The organism is Streptomyces sp. NPDC093089 (assembly GCF_044754405.1).
GTDB lineage: Bacteria > Actinomycetota > Actinomycetes > Streptomycetales > Streptomycetaceae > Streptomyces.
In genome coordinates, this window is sequence record NZ_JBIVPA010000016.1 from 54,876 (window position 1) to 80,143 (window position 25,268).

The 25,268-nt window shown below is 73.7% G+C and carries 23 protein-coding genes and 1 tRNA gene; 3 read left to right on the forward strand and 21 right to left on the reverse strand.

Annotation, left to right across the window (positions count from 1 at the left end; translation table 11 throughout):
* Nucleotides 1-107: 107 nt before the first annotated feature.
* From ACIQFX_RS31955 to ACIQFX_RS31965, 3 genes are all read right to left on the reverse strand, one after another.
* Nucleotides 108-701 (reverse strand): lytic polysaccharide monooxygenase, encoded by a 594-nt coding sequence (locus ACIQFX_RS31955; protein ID WP_402470421.1) that lies wholly within the window; start codon nt 699-701, stop codon nt 108-110.
* Between the two features lie 127 nt (nt 702-828).
* Complete coding sequence (locus ACIQFX_RS31960; protein WP_402470423.1) at nt 829-3,081, reverse strand: SPFH domain-containing protein; 2,253 nt, start codon at nt 3,079-3,081, stop codon at nt 829-831.
* Between the two features lie 287 nt (nt 3,082-3,368).
* A complete protein-coding gene (locus ACIQFX_RS31965; protein ID WP_402470424.1) occupies nt 3,369-4,997 on the reverse strand; it encodes a peptidoglycan-binding protein in 1,629 nt (542 codons plus the stop codon).
* Nucleotides 4,998-5,181: 184 nt separating this feature from the next.
* Here ACIQFX_RS31965 and ACIQFX_RS31970 point away from each other — a divergent pair.
* Nucleotides 5,182-5,255: transfer RNA gene (locus ACIQFX_RS31970), tRNA-Lys, on the forward strand.
* Nucleotides 5,256-6,206: 951 nt separating this feature from the next.
* Here ACIQFX_RS31970 and ACIQFX_RS31975 read toward each other — a convergent pair.
* The 13 genes from ACIQFX_RS31975 to ACIQFX_RS32035 form a co-directional block, all read right to left on the reverse strand.
* Entirely contained in the window at nt 6,207-6,872 is a 666-nt protein-coding gene (locus ACIQFX_RS31975) for a class F sortase (protein ID WP_402470425.1), read from the reverse strand.
* On the reverse strand, nt 6,869-7,489 hold the full coding sequence (locus ACIQFX_RS31980) for a hypothetical protein (protein ID WP_402470428.1): 621 nt from the start codon (nt 7,487-7,489) through the stop codon (nt 6,869-6,871). Before ACIQFX_RS31980 ends, ACIQFX_RS31975 begins: the two co-directional genes overlap by 4 nt.
* Nucleotides 7,490-7,562: 73 nt before the next feature.
* On the reverse strand, nt 7,563-8,342 hold the full coding sequence (locus ACIQFX_RS31985) for an HAD-IIA family hydrolase (RefSeq protein ID WP_402470431.1): 780 nt from the start codon (nt 8,340-8,342) through the stop codon (nt 7,563-7,565).
* A gap of 80 nt (nt 8,343-8,422) precedes the next feature.
* Entirely contained in the window at nt 8,423-9,964 is a 1,542-nt protein-coding gene (locus ACIQFX_RS31990; RefSeq protein WP_402470433.1) for an alkaline phosphatase family protein, read from the reverse strand.
* A 210-nt stretch (nt 9,965-10,174) separates the two neighbouring features.
* On the reverse strand, nt 10,175-11,233 hold the full coding sequence (locus ACIQFX_RS31995; RefSeq protein WP_402470435.1) for a 2-aminoethylphosphonate ABC transporter substrate-binding protein: 1,059 nt from the start codon (nt 11,231-11,233) through the stop codon (nt 10,175-10,177).
* 95 nt (nt 11,234-11,328) lie between these two features.
* A complete protein-coding gene (locus ACIQFX_RS32000; RefSeq protein ID WP_402470437.1) occupies nt 11,329-12,126 on the reverse strand; it encodes an ABC transporter permease in 798 nt (265 codons plus the stop codon).
* Nucleotides 12,113-13,000 carry a 2-aminoethylphosphonate ABC transporter permease subunit gene (locus tag ACIQFX_RS32005; protein WP_402470439.1) on the reverse strand — a complete coding sequence of 296 codons (888 nt, stop codon included), beginning with the start codon at nt 12,998-13,000 and terminating at the stop codon, nt 12,113-12,115. The genes ACIQFX_RS32000 and ACIQFX_RS32005 overlap by 14 nt, the downstream gene beginning before the upstream one ends.
* On the reverse strand, nt 12,993-14,045 hold the full coding sequence (locus ACIQFX_RS32010) for an ABC transporter ATP-binding protein (protein WP_402470441.1): 1,053 nt from the start codon (nt 14,043-14,045) through the stop codon (nt 12,993-12,995). The genes ACIQFX_RS32005 and ACIQFX_RS32010 overlap by 8 nt, the downstream gene beginning before the upstream one ends.
* Complete coding sequence (locus ACIQFX_RS32015; RefSeq protein WP_402470443.1) at nt 14,042-14,719, reverse strand: phosphonatase-like hydrolase; 678 nt, start codon at nt 14,717-14,719, stop codon at nt 14,042-14,044. Before ACIQFX_RS32015 ends, ACIQFX_RS32010 begins: the two co-directional genes overlap by 4 nt.
* Nucleotides 14,720-14,724: 5 nt before the next feature.
* On the reverse strand, nt 14,725-15,858 hold the full coding sequence (locus tag ACIQFX_RS32020) for a TIGR03364 family FAD-dependent oxidoreductase (protein WP_402470446.1): 1,134 nt from the start codon (nt 15,856-15,858) through the stop codon (nt 14,725-14,727).
* 131 nt (nt 15,859-15,989) lie between these two features.
* Nucleotides 15,990-16,748 carry a GntR family transcriptional regulator gene (locus tag ACIQFX_RS32025; RefSeq protein ID WP_402470447.1) on the reverse strand — a complete coding sequence of 253 codons (759 nt, stop codon included), beginning with the start codon at nt 16,746-16,748 and terminating at the stop codon, nt 15,990-15,992.
* Nucleotides 16,749-16,799: 51 nt separating this feature from the next.
* A complete protein-coding gene (locus tag ACIQFX_RS32030) occupies nt 16,800-17,651 on the reverse strand; it encodes a hypothetical protein (protein WP_402470449.1) in 852 nt (283 codons plus the stop codon).
* A gap of 128 nt (nt 17,652-17,779) precedes the next feature.
* Nucleotides 17,780-19,006 (reverse strand): ROK family protein, encoded by a 1,227-nt coding sequence (locus ACIQFX_RS32035; RefSeq protein ID WP_402470452.1) that lies wholly within the window; start codon nt 19,004-19,006, stop codon nt 17,780-17,782.
* Between the two features lie 71 nt (nt 19,007-19,077).
* Here ACIQFX_RS32035 and ACIQFX_RS32040 point away from each other — a divergent pair, with 71 nt between their 5' ends.
* Nucleotides 19,078-20,166 (forward strand): Gfo/Idh/MocA family oxidoreductase, encoded by a 1,089-nt coding sequence (locus ACIQFX_RS32040; protein ID WP_402470454.1) that lies wholly within the window; start codon nt 19,078-19,080, stop codon nt 20,164-20,166.
* Nucleotides 20,163-20,645, forward strand: coding sequence for a heme-degrading domain-containing protein (locus ACIQFX_RS32045; RefSeq protein WP_402470456.1), 483 nt, complete (start codon nt 20,163-20,165; stop codon nt 20,643-20,645). Before ACIQFX_RS32040 ends, ACIQFX_RS32045 begins: the two co-directional genes overlap by 4 nt.
* Here the strand turns inward: ACIQFX_RS32045 and ACIQFX_RS32050 are convergent.
* The 5 genes from ACIQFX_RS32050 to ACIQFX_RS32070 form a co-directional block, all read right to left on the reverse strand.
* Complete coding sequence (locus tag ACIQFX_RS32050; protein ID WP_402470458.1) at nt 20,617-22,389, reverse strand: choice-of-anchor A family protein; 1,773 nt, start codon at nt 22,387-22,389, stop codon at nt 20,617-20,619. The two genes, ACIQFX_RS32045 and ACIQFX_RS32050, sit on opposite strands and share 29 nt — an antisense overlap.
* A 76-nt stretch (nt 22,390-22,465) precedes the next feature.
* On the reverse strand, nt 22,466-23,323 hold the full coding sequence (locus ACIQFX_RS32055) for a fumarylacetoacetate hydrolase family protein (RefSeq protein WP_402470460.1): 858 nt from the start codon (nt 23,321-23,323) through the stop codon (nt 22,466-22,468).
* 137 nt (nt 23,324-23,460) lie between these two features.
* Complete coding sequence (locus tag ACIQFX_RS32060; protein ID WP_402470463.1) at nt 23,461-24,204, reverse strand: YidC/Oxa1 family membrane protein insertase; 744 nt, start codon at nt 24,202-24,204, stop codon at nt 23,461-23,463.
* A gap of 99 nt (nt 24,205-24,303) precedes the next feature.
* Entirely contained in the window at nt 24,304-24,600 is a 297-nt protein-coding gene (locus ACIQFX_RS32065; protein ID WP_402470465.1) for a DUF6412 domain-containing protein, read from the reverse strand.
* A 64-nt stretch (nt 24,601-24,664) separates the two neighbouring features.
* On the reverse strand, nt 24,665-25,246 hold the full coding sequence (locus tag ACIQFX_RS32070; RefSeq protein ID WP_402470467.1) for a winged helix-turn-helix transcriptional regulator: 582 nt from the start codon (nt 25,244-25,246) through the stop codon (nt 24,665-24,667).
* Between the last annotated feature and the right edge of the window lie 22 nt (nt 25,247-25,268).

Consider the following 25,268-nt stretch of genomic DNA (forward strand, 5'->3'; position numbering starts at 1 on the left):
ATTAAACAACATATCCCCCCTCCCCCCCCCCCCCCCCCCCCCCCCCCCCCCCCCCCCCCCCCCCCCCCCCGGCCCCCCCCCGGCCCGCCCCCCCCCCCCCCGACCGGTCAGAACTTGACGTCCGAGCAGGCGTAGAACGCGTTCGCGGTGTCCGCGATCGTCCACACCGCCAGGATCAGGTGACGGCCCGTCTTGCCCGCCGGGATCGTCCCGGAGTGCGAGAGCGTCGCCGGCGGCTGCTGGTTGTTGTAGGGGACGGTCAGGAACGGCTGGGGGTCGAGCGCGGCCCGGGTCAGCTTCTGGGTCGGGTCCCAGCCGTTCCTGGTGATGTAGTACTTGAAGTCGGTGGTGCGGTGCCGGGCCGTGAACTGCCAGCGGAAGCTGTAGCTCTGCCCCGCCGTGAGGCTCGTCGCCGGCCAGGTGCCGCCCCGGGGGTCGTCGAGCTGGGCGAACTGGGTGAGCCCGGCCGAACAGATCCTGCCGTCGTCGGGACCGGCGGCCGGGAACCCCTTCGGGCCCTCGACCGACTGCGGCTCCCACTGGATGGATCCGCAGTTGGTCACGGTGCCGTTGGCGCAGAGCTTCTGGCGGCTGATCGGCGAGTCGGTGTAGCCGTGACTGCCGGCACCACCGGTGCCGAGGAGGGTGACGCCGGCGACGCCGAGCGCCACCACCGCCGCCCCGACTGACTTGTTGCGCATGCTGTCGCTCCAGGAGAACGTGGGGAGTTCCGTTGGGTCGTGCTGCACGCGTGCTGTCTTGCGGGTGACTCACTTTGGTCTGGACCAAGTACCAAGGTATGGACGGAAGTTGAACATGTCCATCCCCTCACGCGCCCTCGACCGGAGCCGTCCGCCCCGTGTAGAACGCCACCGTCAGGTCCTTGACCAGCGCCTTGCGCTCGTAGTCGTCCAGTTCCACCAGACCACGACTGGTCAGCCGGTGGACCACGTCGTCCACCGCGTCCACCACCGACGTCAGGACACTGTCCCGGTGCTTCGCGTCGAGCGCCGCGATCCGCCGCCGCTGCATCGCCGCCGCGACCTCGGGGGCGTACTCGATCCTCGTCGGCTGCGCCGAGAACACGTCCACCCCGACCGGAGCGCACTCCGCCGACAGCATCCGCGTCAGCGCCTCCCCGACCGCCTCCGCGTCCCTGAGCGTCGGCGCGTCCTCGTGGAACGCGTCCGCCGGCAGCTGCGACAGCACCCGCGCCATCGCCGCCTCCACCTGCTCCCGCAGGTACTCCTCGTGCCCGTCGATCCCCAGCGCCGCCCGGACCGTGTCCCGCACCCGCCAGACCACCAGGACCACCACGTCGAGCGCCGTGCCCTTGGCGTCCACCGCCGACAGCGGCTCACTCCGCCAGTGCCGGAGCCGTACGTCCACCCGGCGCCGCAGCAGCAGCGGGCTCACCCACACCAGACCGGTGCGTCGCACCGTCCCCCGGTACTCGCCGAACAGCGTCAGCACCCACGCGTAGCCGACCCGCCCCCGGCCCAGACCGCCGAGCGCGAACAGCGTCGCCACGACACCGAGCGCCAGCAGCGCCCACTGCCCCAGATGAATCCCGTTGTACGGCCGCACCGGCAGCCGCAGCATCCGCGCCACCGCCTCCGGTACCGCCCCCGTCCACCACAGCACCGCCGCCGACCCGACCACGGCCACCGCCGCCGCCACCACCCCGACCCACCCCGGCAACACCGGCCCGGGCCGCTCCACCAGCCCCGGATCCGCCGTCGGCGCGGGCCGCGAGCCCGACACCGCATCGGACTGCCGGGAGTTCCGTACGCCCTGCGGGGGCTGGAGTTGCTGGGGTGGCTGGGGTTGCCGGAGCTGCTGGGCCTGCTCGCCCGGCTTGGGCTGCCTGGACGGCTTGAGCCGCTTCGTCTGCTTGGGCTGCTTGGCCTGCTTCGTCTGCGCGGCCGCGGCCGGAGCAGTCGGCGCAGCCGGCGAATGCACCTTCGACGGGGCCGGAATCGCGGGCCTCGCCTTGCTCCTCGACGCGGGCGAGCCGTTCGACGTCACGGGCCCGGCCATCGCGACGGTGTCGGGCCCCCCGTCGTCGGCCACCCCCGCCGGAGCAACGCCCTCCGGCTCGTCCCGGAACAGCAGATGCACCGGAATCGACCCGGTCGTCTCGGCCCCGATCACGTTCTTCCGCCGCGCCACCCTCACCACGGCCGCCACCGGCACGGCCACGACACCGACTTCCGCGCCGGCGATCCGCCCGAAGTCGGGGAGACGGCCACCGGTTGCGGTGTTGGTGTCGGTCGTGGGGTTGGTGTCGGTCATGGGATTGGTGTCGGTCGTGGGATTGGTGCCGGTTGCGGGATTGGTGTCGGTTGCGGGGTTGGCGTTGGTTGCGGGGTTGGTGTCGCCGACGGTTCCGACTTCCGCTGCGGTGCCGGTGAGGGTGGCGGCCACCGGAATCCCCGGCGTGCCGCCGACCCGTACGGCGGCGGACGCGAAGACCTCCGCCGACTTGCGGGTGGCGATCCCGACCTTGGGCGCGGCCGTGAGCACGGCGGAGCCCGAGGGCGGAGCCGATGCCGAAGCCGGGAGGGGGGTCGGGAGGGGAGCCGGGTCCGCCTGCTCGACCGTCCGCTTGACCGCCTCCTTGTCCTCCTGCTGGACCGCTTCCTTGATCGTCTCCTTCGCCGTCTCCTTGATCGGCTGGCTGACGGGCCGGTTGACGGGCTGACTGATCGGCGTCGCAGCTGAGGGCCGGGCGGTGCCGAGCGGTGCGGGCGGTGCGGGCGGTGCGGGCGTCCGGTTCTCCGTGACATTGCCGGGCGCCCCGGTAACGGCCGAAGCGGTGCGGGGAAGCGGGGAGACTGCGGGTGGGGAGACGACGGGCGGGGAGGCGACGGGCGGGGAGGCGACTCCGGAAGCCGGATTCGTGGGGACCCCCCGCGACGCCGGTGCCGAAGCCTCCCGTGCCGGTGCCCCGGAGGCGGCCGGGCGGGCGGGGGTTGGGGCCGCCGCCTCGACGGCACCCGCGGGCACCACGGCCTGGGGCAGGGGCGCCGAGGTGAGTGCCCCGGTGGCGCCGTCGGTCACCGAAGGCCCGGTCTCCACCTCCACCTCTCCCCCTGTCCCTGCCGGTGCCGGCGCCGCTGCCGCTGCCGCTCCGGTCCCGGTCCCGGTCCCGGACTCGGCGTCGCCATCGACAGGGGCGGGGGCGGGGGGCGACGGGGGTTCGGTCGGGGTCGGGGGTTCGGTGGGGGTCGGGGGGGAGGTGCGGGGAAGGGTGCCGCTGGTGAGGCGTCTGGCCGTGCGGGCCGCGTCACGGGAGGCGGCCGCGCCGGAGTCCGCGGGGTTCGGGGTCGATGCGGTCATTCGGGGTCCACCTCATGTTCTCGGGGTCATCGGAACAAACGCCGCCAGGTCTCCGGGCCCGGGTAGCCGTCGGCCGCTCCGCCGCGCCAGCCCTGTGCCCGCTGGAACGCCTCGACGTTGCGACGGTCCGCCTCCGTCCAGCGCGGACCGGGTCCCGACAGGTAGTGCTTGCCGAAGCCCCGCTTCACCAGTTGTTTGCCCAGCTTCTCCACATATGCGTTGGATTGCCCCGGACGGAAGTAGCCACGCCCGGGAAACCCCGTCGCATTCGTGCTCGGACCGCTCGAACCACCCGATCCGCCGATGCTCCTGCCCCCGCCGGTCACGAGGAGCTTCCACGTATCGGGGCCGGGAAGGCCGTCCGCCTCCTTGCCCCTCCAGCCCTGCGCCAGCTGGAACGCCTGGGTCGCCCGACGGTCGGCCTCGCCCCACTTCGGGCCCGGGCCCTTGCTGTAGTACTTCTTGCCGCCGCGCGCGACGAGGAGCTTCCCGAGCTGGGTGACGTACGCGTTGTTGGCGCCGGGGCCGAACTTCGCCGCGCCGGGGTACGGCGTCGGCGTCGCGGTCGCGCCGCCGGTCGCGCCGCCGCTGACCACGCCCTTGTAGCGGTAGGCCACGTACCGGTCGGAGTTCTCCCAGTACGCCATGGGCGTCGCCTGCTTCCGCGTGCGCGGCTTGGTCTGCTCGTACGCGACGTAGGAGGTGTGGGTGTAGTCGGTCCAGCCGCCGAAGATCGTGACGTGCGAGCCGCGGGTCGGGTTGGCCGGGTTGTGGAAGAGCAGGATGTCGCCGGGCTGGAGCTCGGTGCGGTCGATCCGGTCGGCGAAGCGGTCGAGGCTTCCGGTCCACTCGTTGCTGCGGAGGTTCCAGGCCATCGAGATGTATCCGGAGCAGTCCTGCCGGTAGCCGTCCGACCAGTGCTTCTCCATGGAGTACGGAACCTGGGCGGCCACCCACAGCTTGGCCCGGTTGATGATCTCGGCCCGGGTCGTCTGCCGCAGCGAGCCCGTCGAGATCTGACCGGTCGTCGGGGTCGCGTTCGGGTTCGGGTTCGAGGCCTGGTCGGCGGGCGGGTTCGGCCCCGCCTGCGAGCCGGGCCCCGGCGCTCCGTGCAGCGGCCCCCGCCCGCCCTGCGGCGTCTCGGGCCCCGGCCAGGGCGTGTCCCCGGAACCGGTCGGGCCGGTCGCCTCCCGCAGGACCGCCGGGTCGGCCGCGGTCGCGTCGGCGGTGGCAGTGGCAGTGGCGTCCGCACTGTCGGCGGAGGTGGTGCCGTCCGCACTGCCGGCGGAGGCAGTGGCGTCCGTACCGCCGGCGGCGCCGGCGCTGCCCACCGTGCCGGCGGTTCCCGCGGTGCCGCGGGCACCCCCGGTGCCGGTGGCGCCCGCGGCGCCCCCCGCGTCCGCCGGGGTGAACGGCCCCACCGGGGCAGCGGGCTCCGCCGGGTGCGCGAGGGCGGCCGCCACGCCTCCCCCGCCCCCACTCAGGACCACCCCCGCCGCGGTCACCAGGACCAGCGCGCGACGCGCTCCGTGTGCGGCCGGGTGACCGCCCGCCCGGACAGGCAGACCCAGCACGAGGTCACGGCGGTACTGGGCGCAGCCCGGGCAGCCGCAGTCGGCCGCGGGTTCGAACTCCTCGAAAACCGGCACGCTCATGCGATTCCCCTCCACACTCGTCAAGATCTTTCTGACCCTTGTGTCGGGCGCCAGTGTCTCAACTGTCTGGACAAATCGCATTTTGACGGATCGAAGGCCTGATACGACCATCCGACAGGCCGGGGCCGACCACTATTGGTCGGGAGCACGCCTTCACGTCAGGTAGAGTTCTCTTTGTCAGCAGGCGCCGCTAGCTCAGTTGGTTAGAGCAGCTGACTCTTAATCAGCGGGTCCGGGGTTCGAGTCCCTGGCGGCGCACGCGAGACTGAGGCCCCCACCACTGGTGGGGGCCTCAGTCGTTCCCAAAGCCGCCGGACCGCCGAACTACCGTACGTCACGCGCCAGTTCCAGGGCGTAGCTCCCAGCCCGCCGCGGGCCCGGCGGACGACGGGCCCCGCCCTCACCGCGGCCCCGGCGAACGCCGTCCCGCCTTCGTTGCGCACCCAACGGACGGCGCCCCCGCCCGGCCCGGCCCACCCCGTCGTGGGCAATCGTTCCGCTGGGGCGGAACGGGTGGGCACAACGGAACGGCGCCCTTTGCCGGGCCTAGGCACCCCGCACCTACGACGCCCACGAGGCCCCGACCCTCTGACCAGCGCCCCCACCAGGTGGCCCGGGGCACAAACAGGGGGCGGCTGATCGCCGTGGTCAGGTTGCGCCCACCCGTTCCGCCCTTGCGGAACAGTTGCCCACAACCGGGGGCGCGGGCCCTGCGCAAACCCGAGCAACGCGGGCCCACAACCAGGGGGCGCGGGCTCGACGCCGGGCACAACCGGGCAGGACGTCCGGGCGACGCACAGCCACCACCGGGGCGCCCAGGTGGCGCGGCCACAACCGGGCGGGCCCGGCGGGCCGCGGAGCCGCAGGCAGGGCAGCGCAGGCGGAGACCCACGCCCGGGGGCCGCCGGGCGGGGTTCGCGACCAGGGGCGCGGGCAGCGGGGCAGAGCCCCGGTCCAGAGGGGAGGCCCGCAGCGCGGGGGCGGGACAGCGGGGCGAAGCCCGGAGAGCCAGGCGGGCGACGGGACGAAGCGCCGAGAACCGGGGGGGCCACGGGGCGAGGCCCGCAGCGCGGGGGCGGGACAGCGGGGCGAAGCCCGGAGAGCCAGGCGGGCGACGGGACGAAGCGCCGAGAACCGGGGGGCCACGGGGCGAGGCCCCGAAAGGCGGGGGTTGCGGGGCGGGGCCCGGGAAGGCGGGGGCGAGGGGGGTTAGGGGCCGGTGAGGTAGGCGGAGATCACCACGTTGGCGGTGTAGGTGCGGGAGGTGGGGTCGAAGGTGCCGCCGCAGGTGATGAGGCGGAGTTCGGAGCGGCGGGGGTCGCGGGGCCCGTAGGCCTTCGTGGGGTCGAAGCGGTCGCGGGGGAAGACCTGGACGTCGTCGATGGTGAATTCGGCGCGGGAGGCGTCGGCGCGGGTGACGAGGACCTTGGCGCCGGGCCGGGCGGCGCTGAGGCCGTAGAAGACGGCGGGGCGGGTCTCGGTGTCGACGTGGCCGACGAGGAGGGCGGCGCCGGGGGCGCCGGGGCGGGTGCCGGGTCCGAACCAGCCGACGGTGTGGGACATCTCGAAGGGCGGCGGGTCGATGGCGCCGGTGCTGTCGAGGCCGCGGGCGACGACGGGGGCGGAGATGCCGAGGGAGGGGATCTCGACGCGGCGGGGTTCGACGGCGGGGAGGGGGTCGCGGGCCGGGGGGAGCGCGACGCCGAGGGGGCGGCCGACCGCGGCGATGTCGCCGGTGGTGGGCGCGGAGAGGCCGCCGGGGCCCTCGGTGATGTCGCGGCCCCAGAGCCAGAGGCCGAGCAGGAGCAGGGCCCAGGCCACGCCGGTGACGAGTCGCCCGGTGCCCGCCGGGCGGGTTCCGGACGGCACGGTCACTCCTCGGCGCTGCCGGGGCCGGCGGAGGGCCCGATGGCGGGCCCGGCGGCGCGGCGGCGGGAGCTGCGGAAGGCGACGGCGACGGCGGCGAGCGCGGCCATGCCGAGGCCGAGCAGGGTGTACGGGGTGCCGAGGCCGCTGTCGCCGGCGGTCTGGGCGACGCCGGGGGCGGCCGGGGCGGCGAACGCGGCGGTGCCGCCTCCGCCGGCGCGGACGGGGGCGACGGGGCTCGGGTGGTGGGTCGGCCGGTGGGTGGGCCGGTCGCGGCGGACCTGCAGGGTTCCGACGTCCGGGTGGTCGTGGCCGTCACAGGTCACGCTGACCTTGTAGGTGCCGTCCTCGAGGCCGGACCTGAGGGTGGTGTCGCCGAAGAGGGGGTTCTTGCCGCCGTCCCTGCCGGTGAGCTCGGCGTCGGCGACGAACGCCGGGGACTTGGCGGCACCGGTGGTGCCCTTGCAGCCGTGGACGCGGACGTCGACGTCGGCGCCGGGTGACGCGGTGGACGGGGTGACGGTGGCCTGCACACCGTCGTGGGCGTACGCGCTGCCGGCCGCGGGTGCCAGCACGAGTACGAGCGCCGCCCCTGCGGCACGGAGAGCAATGGGACCTGAACGCATCGTGACCTCCTGGTACTGGCAGGGTCACCCGGATCGGCGCTCTTCGCATCCGCAGGGGCGGGGCGGGGGTGGGTCAGACGCGGTCGACGATGTCCGCGATCGAGTCGACGATCTTGGACGGGCGGAACGGGAAGCGGTCGATCTCGGCCTGGCTGGTCAGGCCGGTGAGGACCAGGAAGGTCTGCATGCCCGCTTCGAGGCCGGCGAGGATGTCGGTGTCCATCCGGTCGCCGATCATGGCGCTGGTCTCGGAGTGGGCGCCGATCGCGTTGAGCCCGGTGCGCATCATGAGGGGGTTCGGCTTGCCCGCGAAGTAGGGCTCCTTGCCGGTGGCCTTGGTGATGAGCGCGGCGACGGAGCCGGTGGCGGGGAGGGGGCCTTCGAGGGAGGGGCCGGTCTCGTCGGGGTTGGTGCAGATGAAGCGGGCGCCGGCGTTGATGAGGCGGACGGCCTTGGTCATCGCCTCGAAGGAGTACGTCCGGGTCTCGCCGAGGACGACGTAGTCGGGGTCGTGGTCGGTGAGGACGTAGCCGATGTCGTGCAGGGCGGTGGTGAGGCCGGCCTCGCCGATGACGTACGCGGTGCCGCCGGGGCGCTGGTCGTCGAGGAACTTGGCGGTGGCGAGGGCCGAGGTCCAGATGTTCTCGACGGGCACGTCGAGGCCCATGCGGCGGAGGCGGGCGTGCAGGTCGCGGGCGGTGTAGATGGAGTTGTTGGTGAGGACGAGGAAGGGCTTTCCGGTCTCCCGCAGCTTCTTGATGAACGCGTCGGCGCCGGGGATGGGCACGCCCTCGTGAATGAGGACGCCGTCCATGTCGGTCAGCCAGGATTCGATCGGCTTGCGCTCTGCCATGGGTGCGGGACTCCTGCCGTACAAACGTGCGGTGTGCTGGGGGCGCCGCGACAGCGCTGTGGCGACGCCCCCCAGCGTAATCAGGATGTGGTGACCTTGACCCCGTCGATCGTCCAGTACCAGTTGTTGGCCCCGGTGTAGCGGAAGCGGAAGCTGACGCTGGAGGCGCCGGCGGGGACGGGGACGGCGAGGGACTGCGGCTGGGAGAGGACGTCGGCGGTGTAGCTGCGGACGACCGTCGGGGTGCCGCCGTTGAAGCTCGCCAGGACCTGGGCGCTCTGGGCGCCCTCCTGGCGGTAGAGGGTGGTGAAGTCGAGGGTCGCGGTGGACGCGCCGGTGACGTTGTACGCCGGGGTGACCAGGGTCGAGTCGTACGGACCGGAGAAGGCCTTGTCGGCCCACTCGTCGGAGTCGGCGACGGCGAAGACGCCGCGGGCGCGGACGTTGAGTTCGCGGGACTGGTCGCGCTGGGTCCGGGACCAGAACTCGTCGGTGGCGAAGGACCAGCCGCGCCACTCGGTCATGCCGCCGGTGCCCATGGCGTTGTTGACGACGGACCAGCCGCTGGGCGCGGTGTGGGTGAAGCCGAGGATCCCGGTGGGGATGCCGGTCTCGTCGACGCGGCCGGAGAGGGACGGGTAGAGGGCGTCGAAGGGGTCGGTGGAGCGGAGCTGGATCGGCTTGCCGTCGAGGCCCCAGGCCGGGTCGGGGACGATGCCGAGCTGCTGGAAGACGGTGGCGGCGACGTCGACGAGCCGGGTGTCGATGGGGCGGGCGCCGGCGGCGATGCCGGGGCCCTGGGCGATGACGAAGGTGCGGCGTTCCTCGATGCTGGAGCCGCCGTGGCCGCCGCCGTCGGTGTGGCCGTGGTCGGTGGCGACGATGACCGTCCACCGCTCGGTGGCGTACGACGGGCGGGCCTTGATCGCGGCGAGGAGCCGGCCGAGGTAGCCGTCCTGGACGTCGATGGCGTCGGTGTACCTGGGGCTGGCGGCGCCGTACGTGTGGCCGATCTCGTCGGTCTCGCCGAAGTAGACGAAGAGGACGTCGGGGTTCTGGTTGCGGAGGACGTCCTCGGTGACGTCGGTGATGACGAGGTCGTTGACCGCGTAGTCGTTGTTGTGGACGAGCTTGGCGTCGGCGCCGGGGGTGACGGTGCCGTGGGTGTCGAGTTCGGGCCAGTCGACGGCGGCGAACAGGGAGAGTTCGGGGCGGACCTGGTTCAGGCGGGCGAGGAAGCCGGGGTAGCGGCTGTAGTTCTTTCCGGTGAAGGTGTTGTCCTTCACGCCGTGCTTGTCGGGCCAGACACCGGTGGAGATCGTGGACCAGCCGGGGCCGGAGGAGGTCGCGGCCATCGGGTTGGCGTAGAGCAGCGAGCGGCCGTAGGTGCCGTTCGCCATCAGGGACTTGAGGGTGGGTGCCTGGGCGGCGTCGATCCGGTCGTACCGCAGGCCGTCCATGCCGACGACCAGCACCTTGTCCTTGCTGGTGCCGTTCGGGAGCGTCGGGGCGGCGGTGGCGGCCTGGGCGGCGGGCGCGGCCGCGAGTCCGGTCGCGGCGACGGCGGCGGTGGCGCCCGCGGCGGCGAGCACGGTGCGGCGGGAGATGCCGTTGATCGGCATGTCGGAGTCCTCCGTAGGGGGGCGAAGAGGTGCGAACGCACGCCAACGCCCCTGATTCCTCAGGGGCGTTGGTCCGTACCCGTTATCTTTCCGCGATGTGCGGGGAGTGTTCCAGGGTCGTACGGTGAACTCTTGGCTTCCGGTCGGCTTCCGGTCGGCTTCCGAACGACGGCCGGTCGGCCGGTGCCGGTGCCGGTCAGGCGGTGCCGGTCAGCTGCCGGTCGCGGACTTCCAGGCGTCGACGTACGTCGTGAGGTTCTTGTCGATGTCGGCCCAGTCGGGCTCGAAGACCTCGACGCCTTCCATCAGCTTGGCGAGTTCGATGGCGTTGGCGTCGGTCGGCCTGACGTCCTTGCGGGCGGGGAAGCCGCCCCCGATGGCGCTGACCTCGCGCTGGGCCCGCTCGCTCAGCATGAAGTCGAGGAGCTTCTTGCCGTTCTCGGCGTGCGGGGCCTTGTTCACCAGGCCGGCGGCGTACGGCAGGGCGAAGGTGGTCGGCTTGCCGCCGTCCTTGGCGGGGAACCAGATGCCCAGGTTCGGCATGGACTTGGACTGGGCGAAGTTCATCTGGACGTCGCCGTTGGCGACGAGGAGTTCGCCCTTGTCGGTCTTGGGGGCGAGCTTGGAGGTGGAGGACGACGGGCCGACGTTGTTGGCCTGGAGCTTCTTCAGGTAGGCCATCGCCGGCTCCTGGCCGCCGAAGTCGTGCATGGCCTTGATGAGGACGGCGGTGCCGTCGCCGGCGACGCCGGGGGTGGAGTACTGGAGCTTGTCCTTGTACTTGGCGTCGAGCAGCTCCTCCCAGGTCTTCGGGGCGGTCGGCAGCTCCTTCTTGTTGTGCACGAAGCCGAAGTAGTTGTTGACGACGGAGATCCACTTGCCGTCGTCGGCCTTGTCGCCGCCGGCGACCTGGTCGGCGCCCTGGGGCGTGTACGCCTGGAGCAGCCCCTTGGAGTCGGCCTGCTGGATGAAGGGCGGCAGGGTCACGATGACGTCGGCCTGGGTGTTGCTCTTCTCGCGGAGGGCGCGCTGCACCATCTCGCCGGAGCCGCCCTCGACGTACTCGACCTTGATGCCGGTCTCCTTCTCGAAGTCGGCGAACACCTTGTCGTACCAGCCGTCGCCCGCCTCGCCCTTGAGGCCGTCGGCGCTGTAGACGGTGACGGTCTTCTCGTCGGAGGCGGCGGAGGAGCCGCCGCAGGCGGTGAGGGTGGCGGCGAGGGCGAGCGCGCCGGTGACGGCGGCGATCGGCTTGGCGTACGTGCGCATAACGTTGTTCTCTCCTAGCGGTACGAGCGATACGAGCAGGACGAGCGGGACCGGCGGTACGGGCAGGGCCGGCGGTGCGGGCAGGACTCGCGGGGCTAGCGGTACGAGGCCTTGGTGCGGATGCGGGAGACGGCGAGGAGGGCCAGCAGGGTCGCGGCCATGAGGACCACGGCGAGCGCCGAGCCGGTGAACAGGGAGCCCCGGTCGGTGGAGGTGAAGACGAGGACCGGCAGCGGCGTCCAGTCGGGCGGGTAGAGCATCATCGTGGCGCTCAACTCACCCATGGACAGGGCGAAGCAGAGCCCGACGGCGGCGGTCAGGGACGGCAGCAGGAGGGGCAGCTTCACCCGGAACAGGACGTACGAGGGGCGGGCGCCGAGGCCGGCCGCCGCCTGTTCGTACATCGGGTCGAGGCGGCGAATGGCAGCCGAGACCGACTGGTGGGCGAAGGCCGTGACGAGCACGGTGTGGGCGAGGATCACGATCCACCGCGTGCCGTTGAGGAGCACCGGCGGCTGCGAGAAGGCGACGAGCACGGCGAGGCCGACGACCACGGACGGCACGGCGACCGGCAGCATGAACAGGGCGTCGAGGACCCGCTTGCCCTTCTTCCCGAGCGCGGCGGCGGCGAGCGCGGCCCAGGTGCCGACGGTCAGCGCGACCACGCTCGCGGTGACGGCCGTGACCAGGCTGGTGGTCAGCGCCTGGAGGGACTCCCCGCGGACGGCCGCCGTGTAGTGCGCGGCGGTGGGGCCGGAGGGGAAGGCGCCGGACCAGTGGGTGGAGAACGAGGCGGCGAGGATGACGAGCAGGGGCAGGGCGAACAGCGGGACGAAGAGGACCGCGAAGCCGGCCCACACCGCCCACTTGCCCGTACGGCTATGCACCAGCACGGCGGCTGACCCCCCGGTAGAGGACGTAGAGGCCCACGGACAGGGCGACGTTGACGACGGCGACCACGCAGGCGGCGGCGTAGTCCGATTCGAGGATCGCCTTGCCGTACACGAGCATCGGGAGGGTGGTGACCCCCTTGGCGCCGGTGAACAGGACGATTCCGAACTCGTTGAGGCACATGACGAGGACGAGGCTGCCGCCGGCCGCGAGCGCGGGCAGCGCCTCGGGCAGGATCACCTGCCGGACGATCCGCAGCGGCCGGGCGCCGAGCGAGGACGCCACCTCCAGCTGCGCGGTCTCCAGCTGCGAGAACGCGGCCAGCAGCGGGCGCATCACGAAGGGCGTGAAGTACGTGATCTCCGCGAGCAGCACGCCCCACGGCGTGCTCAGGAACCGGAACGGTCCGCTCGCGTCCCCCGTCAGGTCGGTCCACATCCCGTTCGCCACTCCCACCGTCCCGTACAGGAACAGCAGCGCGAGCGTGATCAGGAACGACGGGAAGGACAGGAAGACGTCGATGGACTTCGACACCGCCTTCCCCCCGGGGAAGGGCACGAACGCGATCACGACGGCCAGGACGAAGCCGAGGACGAGGCAGCCCGCGGTCGAGGCGACCGCCAGCCACACCGTCGTGACGAGCGCGTCCCTGAACGACTCCGACGCGAACACGTCGGCGTACGCGCCGGGGGCGAGGGACTCCTGGACGACCAGTGCGAGGGGGTAGAGGAAGACGACGGCGAGGACGGCGACCGGGGGCAGGGCCCAGACCCAGCGCGGGACGGAGGCCCTCGGTGCGCTCTCCGCGGGGGCGGGGCGGGTGGCGGCCTCCGGCGCGGGCGGCCGCTCCACGAGGCCCTGCGCCCCGCTACCCACCGTTCACCCCCGCGGCCAGCAGCACCGCGTCCTCGGGCGCGAAGTGCAGCGTGACCTCGGTCCCCAGCGACGGCGTCTCCCGCAGCTCCCGGACGTCCGCCTTCACCCGGTGGCCGCCGACCTCGACGTACAGCCGGTGGGTGGAGCCGCGCCACTGGACCTCGGCGACGCGGCCGCGCAGCGCGTTCGGGCCGTCGCCGAGGCCGACGAGGTGGGGGCGGACGCAGAGGGTGGCGGTGGCGCCGGGCGCGGCCTCGGGGGCCGGCACCTCCAGCGGGGTGCCGTCGAAGGTGACGCCGTCCACGGCCACCGTCACCGGCAGCAGGTTCGCGTTGCCGACGAACGAGGCGGTGAACTCCGTACGGGGGCGGCGGTAGAGGTCCTGCGGGGTGCCGCAGTCCTGGAGGCGGGCCTTGTCCATGACGGCGATCCGGTCGGCGAGGGTGAGCGCCTCGACCTGGTCGTGGGTGACGTACAGGATCGACACGTCGGGCAGCTCGCGGTGGAGCCGGGCGAGTTCGGCGAGCATGCCGGAGCGCAGCTGGGCGTCGAGCGCCGAGAGGGGTTCGTCCAGGAGGAGGACGCGGGGCCGGATGGCGAGGGCGCGGGCGATGGCGACGCGCTGCTGCTGGCCTCCGGAGAGCTCCCGGGGGTAGCGCCGGGCGTAGGCCGCCATGCCGGTCATCTCCAGGGCCTCGGCGACCCGGCCGGGGATCTCGGCCTTCGGCGCCTTCTGGGCCTTCAGGCCGAAGGCGACGTTGGCGTCGACCCGCAGGTGCGGGAAGAGGGCGTACTGCTGGACGACCATGCCGATGCCCCGCCGGTGGGGCGGGAGCGCGGTGACGTCGCGGTCCCCGATGAACACCCGCCCGGAGGCCGGCCGGACGAAGCCGGCGACGGTCCTCAGGGCGGTGGTCTTGCCCGAGCCGGAGGGCCCGAGGAGCGCCATGACCTCGCCGGGCTCGACGGTCAGGTCGAGGGAGTCGAGGACGGTGGTGCTCCCGTAGGTGACGGTGACGCCGTCGAAGCGGATGCCGCTGGTCATGCCTCGGACTCCCGTATCAGTGCGGGGAGTCCGGCGACGGAGGCGAGGACGTGCGTGGCGCCGTGCTCGGTGAGCGCCGTCCCGTCGTGCGCGCCGGTGAGGACGCCCGCGACGATCCCGGCGCCCGCGCGGGACCCGCTGAGCATGTCGTACGAGGTGTCGCCGGCGACGACGGTCCGCCGGACGTCGTCCACGGCTCCGGTGCGGAGGAGGGCCGCGAGGACCATGTCCGGGTACGGGCGGCCCCGGCCGCCGGCGTCGGCCGGGCAGAGGGTGAGCTCGACCAGGTCGCGCCAGCCGAGGGCGTCGAGGATGGCGTCCTGGGTGACGCGGGCGAAGCCGGTGGTGAGGACGACGGTCCTGCCCTGCTCCTTCAGGGTGGCGATCGCCTCGGCGGCGCCGGGGACCGGGGCGATCAGGCCGTCGGCGACCAGTTCGCCGTACGCCTCCTCGAAGGCGAGGTTGGCCTGGTGGGCGCGGGTCTCGTCGCCGCCGAAGAGGTGGCGGAAGACGGAGATCTTGGACTCGCCCATGGTGGCGCGGACGTAGTCGATCATCGTGGCCGGGTCTTCGCCGAGGCGCTCGGCGGCGGTGGTGAAGGCCTGTTCGACGAGGCCGCCGTCGGCGACGGTCGTGCCGGCCATGTCGAGGACGACGAGGTTCAGCTTGTTCATGTGGTTCACCAGCCCAGTTCGTTCGCGGTCGTCTCGGCTATGGCGGGCGAGCAGGTCATGCCCCGGCCGCCGGGCCCGGTCACCAGCCACACGCCGTCGTCGACCCGCTGGCGGTGCACGACCCGACTGGTGTCGGTGCACTGCGCGTACACCCCGGCCCAGCGGCGGCGGATCTTCGGCAGCGGGCGGCCGAGGAACGATTCGACGACGCGGGTGAGGTGCTCGTAGGGGTCTTCGAGGGTGTCGAAGGCGAAGGGGTGCTCGTATTCGTGGGTGTCGCCGATGGTCAGCCCGCCGTCGAGGCGCTGCACCATGAGGAGCTGCATCTTGTGGGCGGCGGCGGTCGGGTCCTGCGGCTGCGCGGCCTGGAGGGCGTCGAGGGCCCCGGAGGCGTACGCCGGGTAGTAGCGGAAGGAGTCGGCGTCGGCGACGGAGGTGGTGAGCGGTTCGCCGAGGGGTTCGGTCTGCATCATCTGGAGCCGGACCCGGCGGACGGGTATCGGGCCGGCGATCTCGCGGACGAGGCCGGAGAGCCAGGCTCCGGTGCACAGGACGACGGCGTCGCCGGTGTGGGTGTCCCCGTGGTCGTCGCGGACGCCGCTGCGCCCGCCGGCGCCGCCGATGACGTCACGGACTTCGCGGTTCGGCAGGAAGGTGTACTTCCCGGTGGCCAGGAGGGCCTGCCGGAGGGCGAGCTGGGCGAGGCGGGGCTCGACGGCGGCGTCGCGCTCGCACCAGAGGGCGGCCTCGAAGTCGCCGCGCAGGGCGGGGTTGACGATGCGGGCCTCGCCGGGGGTGAGCAGCTTGTAGCCGCGGGCCGCGGCGTCGGGCCTGGCCAGGGCGGCCTCGGCGACGGCGAGTTCGAGCGCGTTCCGCACGGGGGTGAGGGAGCCGATGGCCCGGAAGCCGAGCCCCGGCACGCGGGCGCCGATGCCCTCCCACAGTTCGCGGGCGCGCAGGGCGGTGTCGAGCTCCTCACCGCCCGCGCGGCCGCTCACCCAGATCTGGCCGAAGTTGCGGAGGGAGGCCCCGCGGGCCTCCGCCTCGCGCTCGATGTGTACGACCTCGTGGCCGCGTTCCACTGCGTGCCAGGCGTGCATGGTTCCCACCACGCCGGCTCCTACGACGATCACCTTCATGTCGAAGACGGTCGCGCCGATGTGTGGACCGGACGAATCCGGCCGGCAACAGGACGGTGAACAGACCGCCAAGCTTGGACCAGACCCGTTACCTTTACGTAATCAACGGTGCTCCGCGACCTGCCGTTTCGTCACCCTTGCCGCCCCAGATGGGCGGTGAAGCTGAAGCGGTCGCCCCGGTAGAGCGTGCGGACCCGCTCCAGGGGCCGCCCCTCGGTGTCCCGGGAGACGCGGTGGAGCAGCAGCATCGGCAGGGCGGGCGGGGTGCCGATCAGGAGGGCCTCGCGCGGGGTGGCGAGCACCGTCTCGATGCGCTCGTCGGCGTCGCCGAACGAGATGCCCAGGCGGTCGTGGAGATAGGCGTAGAAGGACGAGTCCGGGTCGAACTCGGCGTCCAGGTGCGGGACGCGGGCCTCGGAGACGTACGTGCTCTCCAGGCCGACCCGCTCGTCGTCGGCGAGCAGCACCCGCTCCATGTGCCAGACGGGCGCGCCGCGTTCGGCACCGACCTCCGGGGCGAGCGCCTCCGGGCAGGGGAAGCGGTCGAGCGAGATCAGGCTGCGGCCGGGGCGGCGGCCCTGGCGGCGCACGCCCTCCGTGTAGCTGGCGAGCGACAGGGGCTGTTCGAGCTTGGGGCCCGCGACGACCGTGCCCCGGCCCCGGCGGCGCAGCCGCCCTTCCAGGAGGAGTTCGCGCAGCGCCTGCCGGACGGTCTCGCGGGACACCTCGTACCGGACGGCGAGGTCCCGCTCGGTGGGCAGCGGTCCGCCCTCGCCCAGCTCGTCGACGAGCAGGGTCAGCTTCGCCTTCACCGCGTAGTACTTGGGGACACGGCCGTGCTCGGGGACGCCGGATCGGACGGGGGCGCCGGGGGTGCTCTGGTAGTTCACCCGAGGGATGGTCGCAGACGGTCATGAACGGGAAGGTGTACGGAGCGTGGCTCAGCGGTGCCGGGCGCGTCGGCCGGCCCGGACGAGCACCGCACCGAGCAGGGCGAGGGCCACGGCGAACGGGGCGAGGACCAGGACCTCGTCACGCCCGGACCCCCCTCCCGTACGGGCGAGTTCGCGGCCCGCCTCGGGCACGCCGGGCACGGCCGGCTCCTTGGCCCCCGGGACCGTGACCGGTGGATCGACCCGCTTCCCGGGCACCTCGGGCGGCGCGGATGCGTCAGGTCCGGTGGGCGCGGGCGGGCCGACCGTCAGGCGGTAGTCGCCGGACTCGCCGACCCAGTCGCCGTCCGCGCCCCGGCGCTGGACGACCGCCGCGTTGACGACGACCTCGTCGGGGGCCGCGTCCGCGCCGAAGGCCAGCCGCACGGGGACGGTGAGGGTCCCGCCCGCCGGCACCGCGAAGCCGCCGAAGTCGGTGAACGCCCCCACGCTCTCCGCCTCCTCGGTGGCCTCGAAGGCCACCGGCCGCCAGCGCGCGGACCCGGCGTCGTAGAACTCGAAGCGGATCTGCGCCGGCCGCAGCGTCCGCCCGCCGTCCGCGAACACCAGCACGGGATGGATGTCCGAGCAGGGCGCGTCCGTGCCGTTGGTCAGGTCGAGCTTCCACTCCTGGAAGGCCCCGCCGGCCGGGTAGTCGACCGGCCCGCCGTGGATCCGCGTGTCGATCGGAAACCCGGTGTCGGGCGCGTCCCCGCAGGTGGGGGCGGTCGGCGGGTCAGGGGCGGGGGCTCCGAGCGCCGGTGCCGCCAGGGTGAGCAGCGCCGCCGTCGTGGCGGCCGCCGTGGCCGCGGCTCGGGGGGTGCGCTGCCGGGGGCTGCGGCGCTGGGGTGCTGATGCCATGGGCGGGGCCTTTGCTGCTCGCGGGGCGGGCGTACGGGTCGGCCGCGACGCTGCCACGCGGGAACGGGCGGGGACGGCAGCGACACCGCGCGTACCCCTGGACGGCCCGGCCGTTCCGCCCGATCAGCCTATTGTCCGAAGATCGGACCGAGGACGAGCCAGACCGCACCCTCGGCCACGGCACCGGCGCGCGACACGGCGACGGCGGTCGTTCCCGCGTGCACCGGCCCGGCGGCTGTTTCCGTGCCCGCTGCCCCTGCGTCCGTTCCCGCGTCCGCTGCCCCGGTGTCCGTTGTCGTGTCCCCTCCACCGGCGGCCGTCCCCCCGGCGGTCGTTCCCGCGTCCGCTCCCCCGGCGTCCGTCTCCGTCACGACCGTCACCGGGGCCGTCAGCCCCAGACCGGCCAGGACCTCGCGGACGCCGGCGGCGAACACCTCGGGGGCGGCGAGCACCACGCGGCCGCCGAGGAGGACCTGGTCGATGTCGAGGAGGCGTACGAGATTGGCGGCGCCCGCGCCGAGGATGCGCGCGGCCTCGGCGAGTTCGCCGCGGGCCACCGCCGCCAGGCACAGGACCTCCAGGCAGCCGCGCCCGCCGCAGGCGCACGGGGGGCCGTCGAGCTGGACGGTCTGGTGGCCGAGCTCGCCCGCACCGGTCCGGTCGCCGCGCAGCGGCACGCCGCCGAGGACGAGGCCCGCGCCGAGGCCCGTACCGAGGTGGACGTACGCGAAGGAACCGGGGGCCGCGGGGCGGAGGGCCAGCCCGAGGGCGGCGGCGTTGGTGTCCTTGTCGAGGACGACGGGCAGGCCGAGGCGCCGGGCCAGCTCGTCCCGTACGGGCCGGCCCTCCCACTCGGGGAAGCCCGTGACCCGGCCGGGCACGCCGGCCCGGTGGTCCAGCGGCCCCGGCATGGCGACCCCGGCACCGAGCACGGTCCCGCCGGGCGGGACGGCGGCGAGCAGCGCCCGCACCTCCTCCGTCACGGCGTCCAGGACCGGGCCCGCACCCGCCCCCAGGTCCAGGGGCCGGCGGCGCAGGGCCACGGCCGTGCCCGCGAGGTCGGCCAGGAGGGTGGTGAGCTCGTCGCGGTCGAGGTGGACGGCGACGGCGTACGCGGCGGTGGGGACCAGGCGGAGGACCGTGCGGGGCTTGCCGCCGGTGGAGGCGCGGTGGCCCGCCTCGGCGGCGAGGCCCTCGGCCCGGAGGCGGGCGGTGATCTTGCTGACGGCCTGGGGGGTGAGCCCGGTCCGCTCGGCCAGCTCCAACCGGCTGATCCCCGCCTCGCCCGCCGTGCGCAGCAGATCGAGCACGAGCGCCGCGTTGTGGCTGCGCAGGGCCGGCACGTTCACTCCCACCAGGTCTTTCCTCACTCCCCCATTGTCGCCGTCGCTTGCACTTTGGCAACAGCGTTGCTTAAGTGAGGAGCATGACTGGCACCGACCCCCGTACCCCGCTCCGCGTCGGACTCGTCGGCTACGGCCTCGCGGGCTCCGTCTTCCACGCCCCGCTGATCGCCTCCTCCGAGGACCTCGTCCTCGCAGCCGTCACCACCGGCAACCCCGAGCGGGCCGCCGAGGCCCGGGCCGCCCACCCCGGCGTCCGCGTCGTCGACCGCCCCGAGGACCTGTGGGAGCAGGGAGCGGACGACCTCGACCTGATCGTCGTCGCCTCGCCGAACAGGACGCACGTCCCGGTCGCCACGGCCGCGCTGGAGGCCGGCCTCCCCGTCGTCGTCGACAAGCCGCTCGCCGGCACCGCCGTCGAGGCCCGCGCGCTCGCCGCCCTCGCCGAGCGCCGCGGCCTGCTGCTCTCGGTCTTCCAGAACCGCCGCTGGGACAACGACTTCCTGACCCTCCGCCGCCTCCTCGACGAGGACGCGCTCGGCGAGGTCCAGCGCTTCGAGTCCCGCTTCGAACGCTGGCGCCCGCAGCCGAAGGGCGGCTGGCGCGAGTCCGGCGCCCCCGAGGAGATCGGCGGCCTGCTCTACGACCTGGGCAGCCACGTCGTCGACCAGGCGCTCGTCCTCTTCGGCCCGGTCACGTCCGTGTACGCCGAGTCGGACGTGCGCCGACCGGGCGCCGAGGCCGACGACGACACGTTCCTCGCCCTCACGCACGCGAACGGCGTCCGCTCCCACCTCTACGTGAGCGCCACCACCGCCCAACTCGGCCCCCGCTTCCGGGTGCTCGGGCAGCGCGCCGGCTTCGTGAAGTACGGCCTCGACCCCCAGGAAGCCGCCCTCCGCGAAGGCCTCCGCCCCGTACCCGGCACCGTCTGGGGCACGGAGCCCCCGGAGCTGTGGGGCCGGCTCGGCTCCGGAGAGTCCCCGCTCACCGGCGGCGGCACCCCGGTCGAGTCCCTGCCCGGCGACTACCCGGCCTACTACGCGGCCGTCGCCGCCGCCCTGCGCGGCACCGGCCCGAACCCGGTCACCGCCCACGAGGCCGCCACCGCCCTCGAAGTCCTGGAAGCCGCCGGACGCTCGGCCCGCGACGGCGTCACGGTGACGCTGTGAGCAGCCCGGAGGTCCTGGAGGTCGAGGCCCAGGAAGCCCGCCTGGTCCTCCCCCGGTTCACGTACGAGGACGCCTGGACGCTCGGCACCCTCCTCGTCGGCATGGCCCGCGAGCGCCGCGCGCCCGTCGCCATCGACATCCGGCGGGGCGCGCAGCAGCTGTTCCACTGCGCGCTGCCGGGGTCCAGCGCGGACAACGACGCCTGGATCGAACGGAAACGACGGGTCGTCGAGCGCTACGGCACGAGCTCGTTCCTGGTCGGGGCCCGCTTCCGCGCGAAGGGGACCACGTTCGAGGCGTCCTCGCGCCTCGACCCCGACCGGTACGCCGCCCACGGCGGTTCGTTCCCGGTCGCGGTCGAGGGAGCCGGCGTGATCGGCTCGGTCACGGTCTCGGGACTCCCGCAGGCCGAGGACCACGCCCTCGTCGTCGAGGCGCTGGAGCGACTGCTCAGCTCGTACGCCGCCGGCGACGACTGACCAGCACGAGCGCTCCGCCGCCGATCGCCAGGCCGACCGCCGTGGCCCCCATGGCGATCTCCCCGGCACCCGCTCCGGTGTCCGGCAGGTGACCGTTCGGCCCGTGGTTGCCGCCCGCGTCACCACCACCGCCCGTCGCACCACCGTCCGTCGCACCACCGCTCGCGGGGTCCGTGGGGGTGGGCTTCGGGGTGGGGTCGGTCGGGGTCGGCGTCGGATCCGTCGGGGTCGGCGTCGGGTCGGTCGGCGACGGGGTGGGATCCGTCGGAGTCGGGGTGGGATCCGTGGGAGTCGGCGTCGGGTCCGTCGGCGACGGGGTGGGATCCGTCGGAGTCGGGGTGGGATCCGTGGGAGTCGGCGTCGGGTCCGTCGGGGTCGGCGTCGGATCCGTCGGAGTCGGGGTCGGATCCGTCGGCGACGGGGTGGGATCCGTCGGAGTCGGCGTCGGGTCCGTCGGGGTCGGCGTCGGGTCCGTCGGGGTCGGCGTCGGATCCGTCGGAGTCGGGGTCGGATCCGTCGGCGACGGGGTGGGATCCGTCGGAGTCGGCGTCGGGTCCGTCGGGGTCGGCGTCGGATCCGTCGGGGTCGGCGTCGGATCCGTCGGCGACGGGGTGGGATCCGTGGGAGTCGGCGTCGGATCCGTCGGCGACGGCGTCGGCGACGGCGTCGGGTCCGTGCACGACGGCAGGTCGCCGTTGAACGGGTAGGCGTGGAGTTCCTGGCCGCCGCCACCGCCGGATTCCGAGGTGTGGGTCAGGTTGCCGGTGGTGAAGAAGCGGCCGTTGACGCCGGGCATGGTCACCGTCGCCGTGCTGGCCCGGTTGCCGATGAGCACGCTGCCCGCGAACTGGGCCGTGCCCTCGAACTTGACGGTCGCCGCGTCGGGGAAGTTCCACAGCACGCGTTCGCGCAGCCCGTCCGGCAGGCCGTTGACGAACGAGTCGATGGTGCGGTCGGCGCCGAGGAGGTTCACGAGGACGGTGGCGTCGGCGGGGATGCGGGCGAAGGCGATGCCCTGCTGGCCCCCGTTGGCCGACTCCAGGTCGAAGTCCACGTTGAAGACCTGGAGCGCCGAGGTCCCGTCACCCGTGAAGAGCGTCTCGTAGTCGTTGTTGACGGCGGTTCCGGTGGGGGTGCGGGAGGCCCCGTTCACGTACGCGTAGCACTGGCTGGCGTCGGTGAGTTGGTCGCGGAGCGCGGTGTACGGGGCGGCGGCCGCGGAGGTGTGCTCGGCGACCGGGCTCACCGTGCCGGAGAGGTCGCCGCCGTACCGCACGACGCCGTGGACCGCGCCCTCCTCGGCGAGCAGGCGCTGGCCGGCGGCGACCGTGAGGTCCTCGCCGACGGTGAGGAAGTCCGTGCCGTCGTCGGGCGGGACGCGGGAGCCGACGCCCGCGACGCCGACGTTGTAGACGGCGGAGACGCCCGCCGCCTTGTTCTGGTCGAAGCCGCCGAGGACGACGACCTTGCCCTCCGCCTCCGCCGCGGACCGGCGGACGAGCATGTCGCCGCCGACGAAGACGTTGATGTTGTCGTCGCGGTACCGGACGGTGCCGCTGCCGTTGTCGTCGGGGTACTTCGGGGGGCACTTGCCCGGCTTGCAGGGGCCGAGGCCGCCCGGCAGCGGATCGGCGTGACCCGTGACGGCCAGCGCGCCGACGAGGGCGGTGGCCGCGACCGTGGACGCGGCGATGAGGGCGAGACGGCGCCGGTCGCGCCGCCGATCATCGGATCTTCTTTCCATATCCGGCAATATGCAAAAATCATACGAAAAAGGCGACGCCCCACGCGGGGCGCCGCCTTTTTCACCTCACGGACCGTCAGGCGCTCTTGAGCTCCTGGCGCTGCCTGCCGAGGCCGTCGACCTCCAGCTCGACGACGTCGCCGGGACGCAGGTAGGGCTTGGGCTCCGGCTGCCCCATGGCGACGCCGGCGGGCGTGCCGGTGTTGATGACGTCACCGGGGTAGAGCGTCATGAACCGGCTGACGTACCGGACGACCTCCGCGACCGGGAAGATCTGGTCGGAGGTGTGGCCGTCCTGCTTGAGCTCGCCGTTGACCCGGAGCCGCAGGCCGAGGGCCTGCGGGTCGGGTACCTCGTCGGCGGTGACCAGCCACGGGCCGAGCGGGTTGAAGGTCTCGCAGTTCTTGCCCTTGTCCCAGGTGCCGCCGCGCTCGATCTGGAACTCGCGCTCGGAGACGTCGTGGGCGACCGCGTAGCCGGCGACGTGCGCGAGGGCCTCCTCGTCGGTCTCCAGGTAGCGGGCGGTGCGGCCGATGACGACGGCGAGCTCCACCTCCCAGTCCGTCTTCACGGAGCCGCGCGGGACGAGCACGGTGTCGTCCGGGCCGACGACGGTGTCGGCGGCCTTGAGGAAGACGACGGGCTCGGCGGGGGTGGCCTGGCCGGTCTCGGCGGCGTGGCCGTGGTAGTTCAGCCCGATGCACACGACCTTGCCGATCCGGCCGACCGGCGGGCCGACGCGCAGCCCGGTGGCGTCGAGCGCGGGCAGCACGCCGGCGCCGGCCGCCGCCCGGACGCGGTCGAGGGCGGAGGCGTCGGCGAGCAGACTGCCGTCGATGTCGTCGACGAGTGCGGACAGGTCTCGGAGCGTCCCGTCCTGGTCGAGCAGGGCGGGACGCTCGGCTCCCGGCGGGCCGACACGCAGCAGCTTCATGGTCTTCTCCCTGTGGTCGAGGTGGGCCCGGGAAGGGCCCTGCGGTACCCCGGCCGATGGAGTGCGGCCATCGGAGGATTGGTCGATCCTCCAAGAGAACGGGTCACTCTGCAAGACCCCGTTCACACACTGGACCCTTACGCGCGAGTAGCAAGCGCCCCGGCGGCCCCCGCCGCACCGTCCTCGTCCCCCGCGCCCGTACGGAAGAGCAGGGCCCGCTCGACGGCGGTCCAGGCCGTACTGGTGACGATGTAGAGGGCGGCGGCGAGCGGCACCACGGCGACCGAGATCAGGGTGGCGAAGGACAGCAGCGGCATCACCTTGGTGATCGCGCCCGCCCCCGGCGTGGGCTGCCCCAGGTCGAGGGGCTGGGCGGCGAGCTGCGCCTTCGTGCGCCGGTACGTGAACGTGGCCACGGCGGCGACCAGCGCGAACAGGACGAGGTAGACCCGCCCGGCCGGCCCGAAGACCCCGCCGTGGGACAGCGCGTCGGCCCAGTGGCCGCCGAGCGGGGCGGCGAGGAGGGTGTGCCCGGTCATCCGGTCGCCCGAGAAGAGGTGGTACATGAGCAGGAACGCGGGTGCCTGCAGCAGGCTGGGAAGGATCCCGGCGAACGGCGACACCTTCTCCCGCGCGTGCAGCTCCACGACCGCCTTCCTGAGCCGCTCCGGGTTCTTGGCGTGCTTCTTCCGGAGCGCCGCGAGCTCCGGCGCGATCCGGGTGCGGGCCTTCTGGCCGCGCGCCGAGGCCCGGGACAGCGGATGGATCGCGAGCCGTACGAGCATCGTGAAGAGCACGATCGCGGCGGCCGTGGCGGTGGTGGCGAAGAGCGGCTGCAGCAGGTCGGCGAGCCGCTCGACCAGGGAAGCGAAGACGGACAAGGGGAGCCCTCCGTGGGGTCTCGTCGTGCCGGGGAGATGTCGGTTCTCGGCATGACGGATCCGCGCGCGGGCCTGTCCGGTGTGGTGTGCGGGGGCTCCCTACGCGGCCGTCGGGAGGCGACGGCCGGGAGCTCGGGGTCTTCTGCGGCCTGCGGCGTCGGGGTCCCGCTGCGGCAGGAAGGCGGTCCGCCGCTCCCGGTCGCGGATGGCCGTACGGACGGCGGTGGGCGGCACGGCCGGGGCCGTACGCGCGCCGATCAGGGCGCAGACGACGGTGGTCGCGGCGAGGGCGACGGCGGCGGAGACGCTCGCGCCGTCGGAGAGGAGCAGTTCGGCGAGGGCGAGGAGGAAGAAGAGCGGTGCGAGGACGCGCAGGAGCAGGTCCCTGGCCGCCATCACCACCACCTCCTCGTCGTGCTCGCACCGCCCGTCGTGCCCGTCCCGCTCGGCACGCCGCGTCTCACCGTGAGGACGCGCGACGCCCCTCGGGAGTTCCCCCGGGCGGGAACTCGCCGGATCTCCCGTGCTCCAGGGGCACCAGGAGGCGGCGGGGCCGGAGGAGGGCGCGGCTCACCGGGTCGCCCGGGTCCGGGTCGAGGCCGGTGCCGGGCCGCATCTCGACGTCGGCGGGCGGCACGGGGACGCGGCACGCGGGGCATTCGCCGTACGCGCCGAGTTCGGTGCCGCAGTCGGCGTGGTGGAAGTGCCGCACCGGCACCGCTCCGGGGACCTCGGCCCGCCCCCAGGCGCCGAGCGCGCGCAGGACGGGCCACAGGGCGAGGCCGCGTTCGGTGAGCACGTACTCGTCGCGCGGCGGCGACTCCCGGTAGCGCCGCCGGTCGAGCACGCCCGCGTCGACGAGGGCCTGGAGGCGGGCTGCGAGGACGGCCCTCGGGGCGCCGAGGTGGACGAGGAAGTCGTTGTAGCGGCGGACGCCGTAGAAGGCGTCGCGGACGACGAGGAGGGTCCAGCGCTCCCCGACGACCTCCAGGGCGCGGGCGATGGAGCACTGCTGGTGGGCGTAGTCCTTGCCGAGAGCCATGGAACCCATCCTACGCATCACA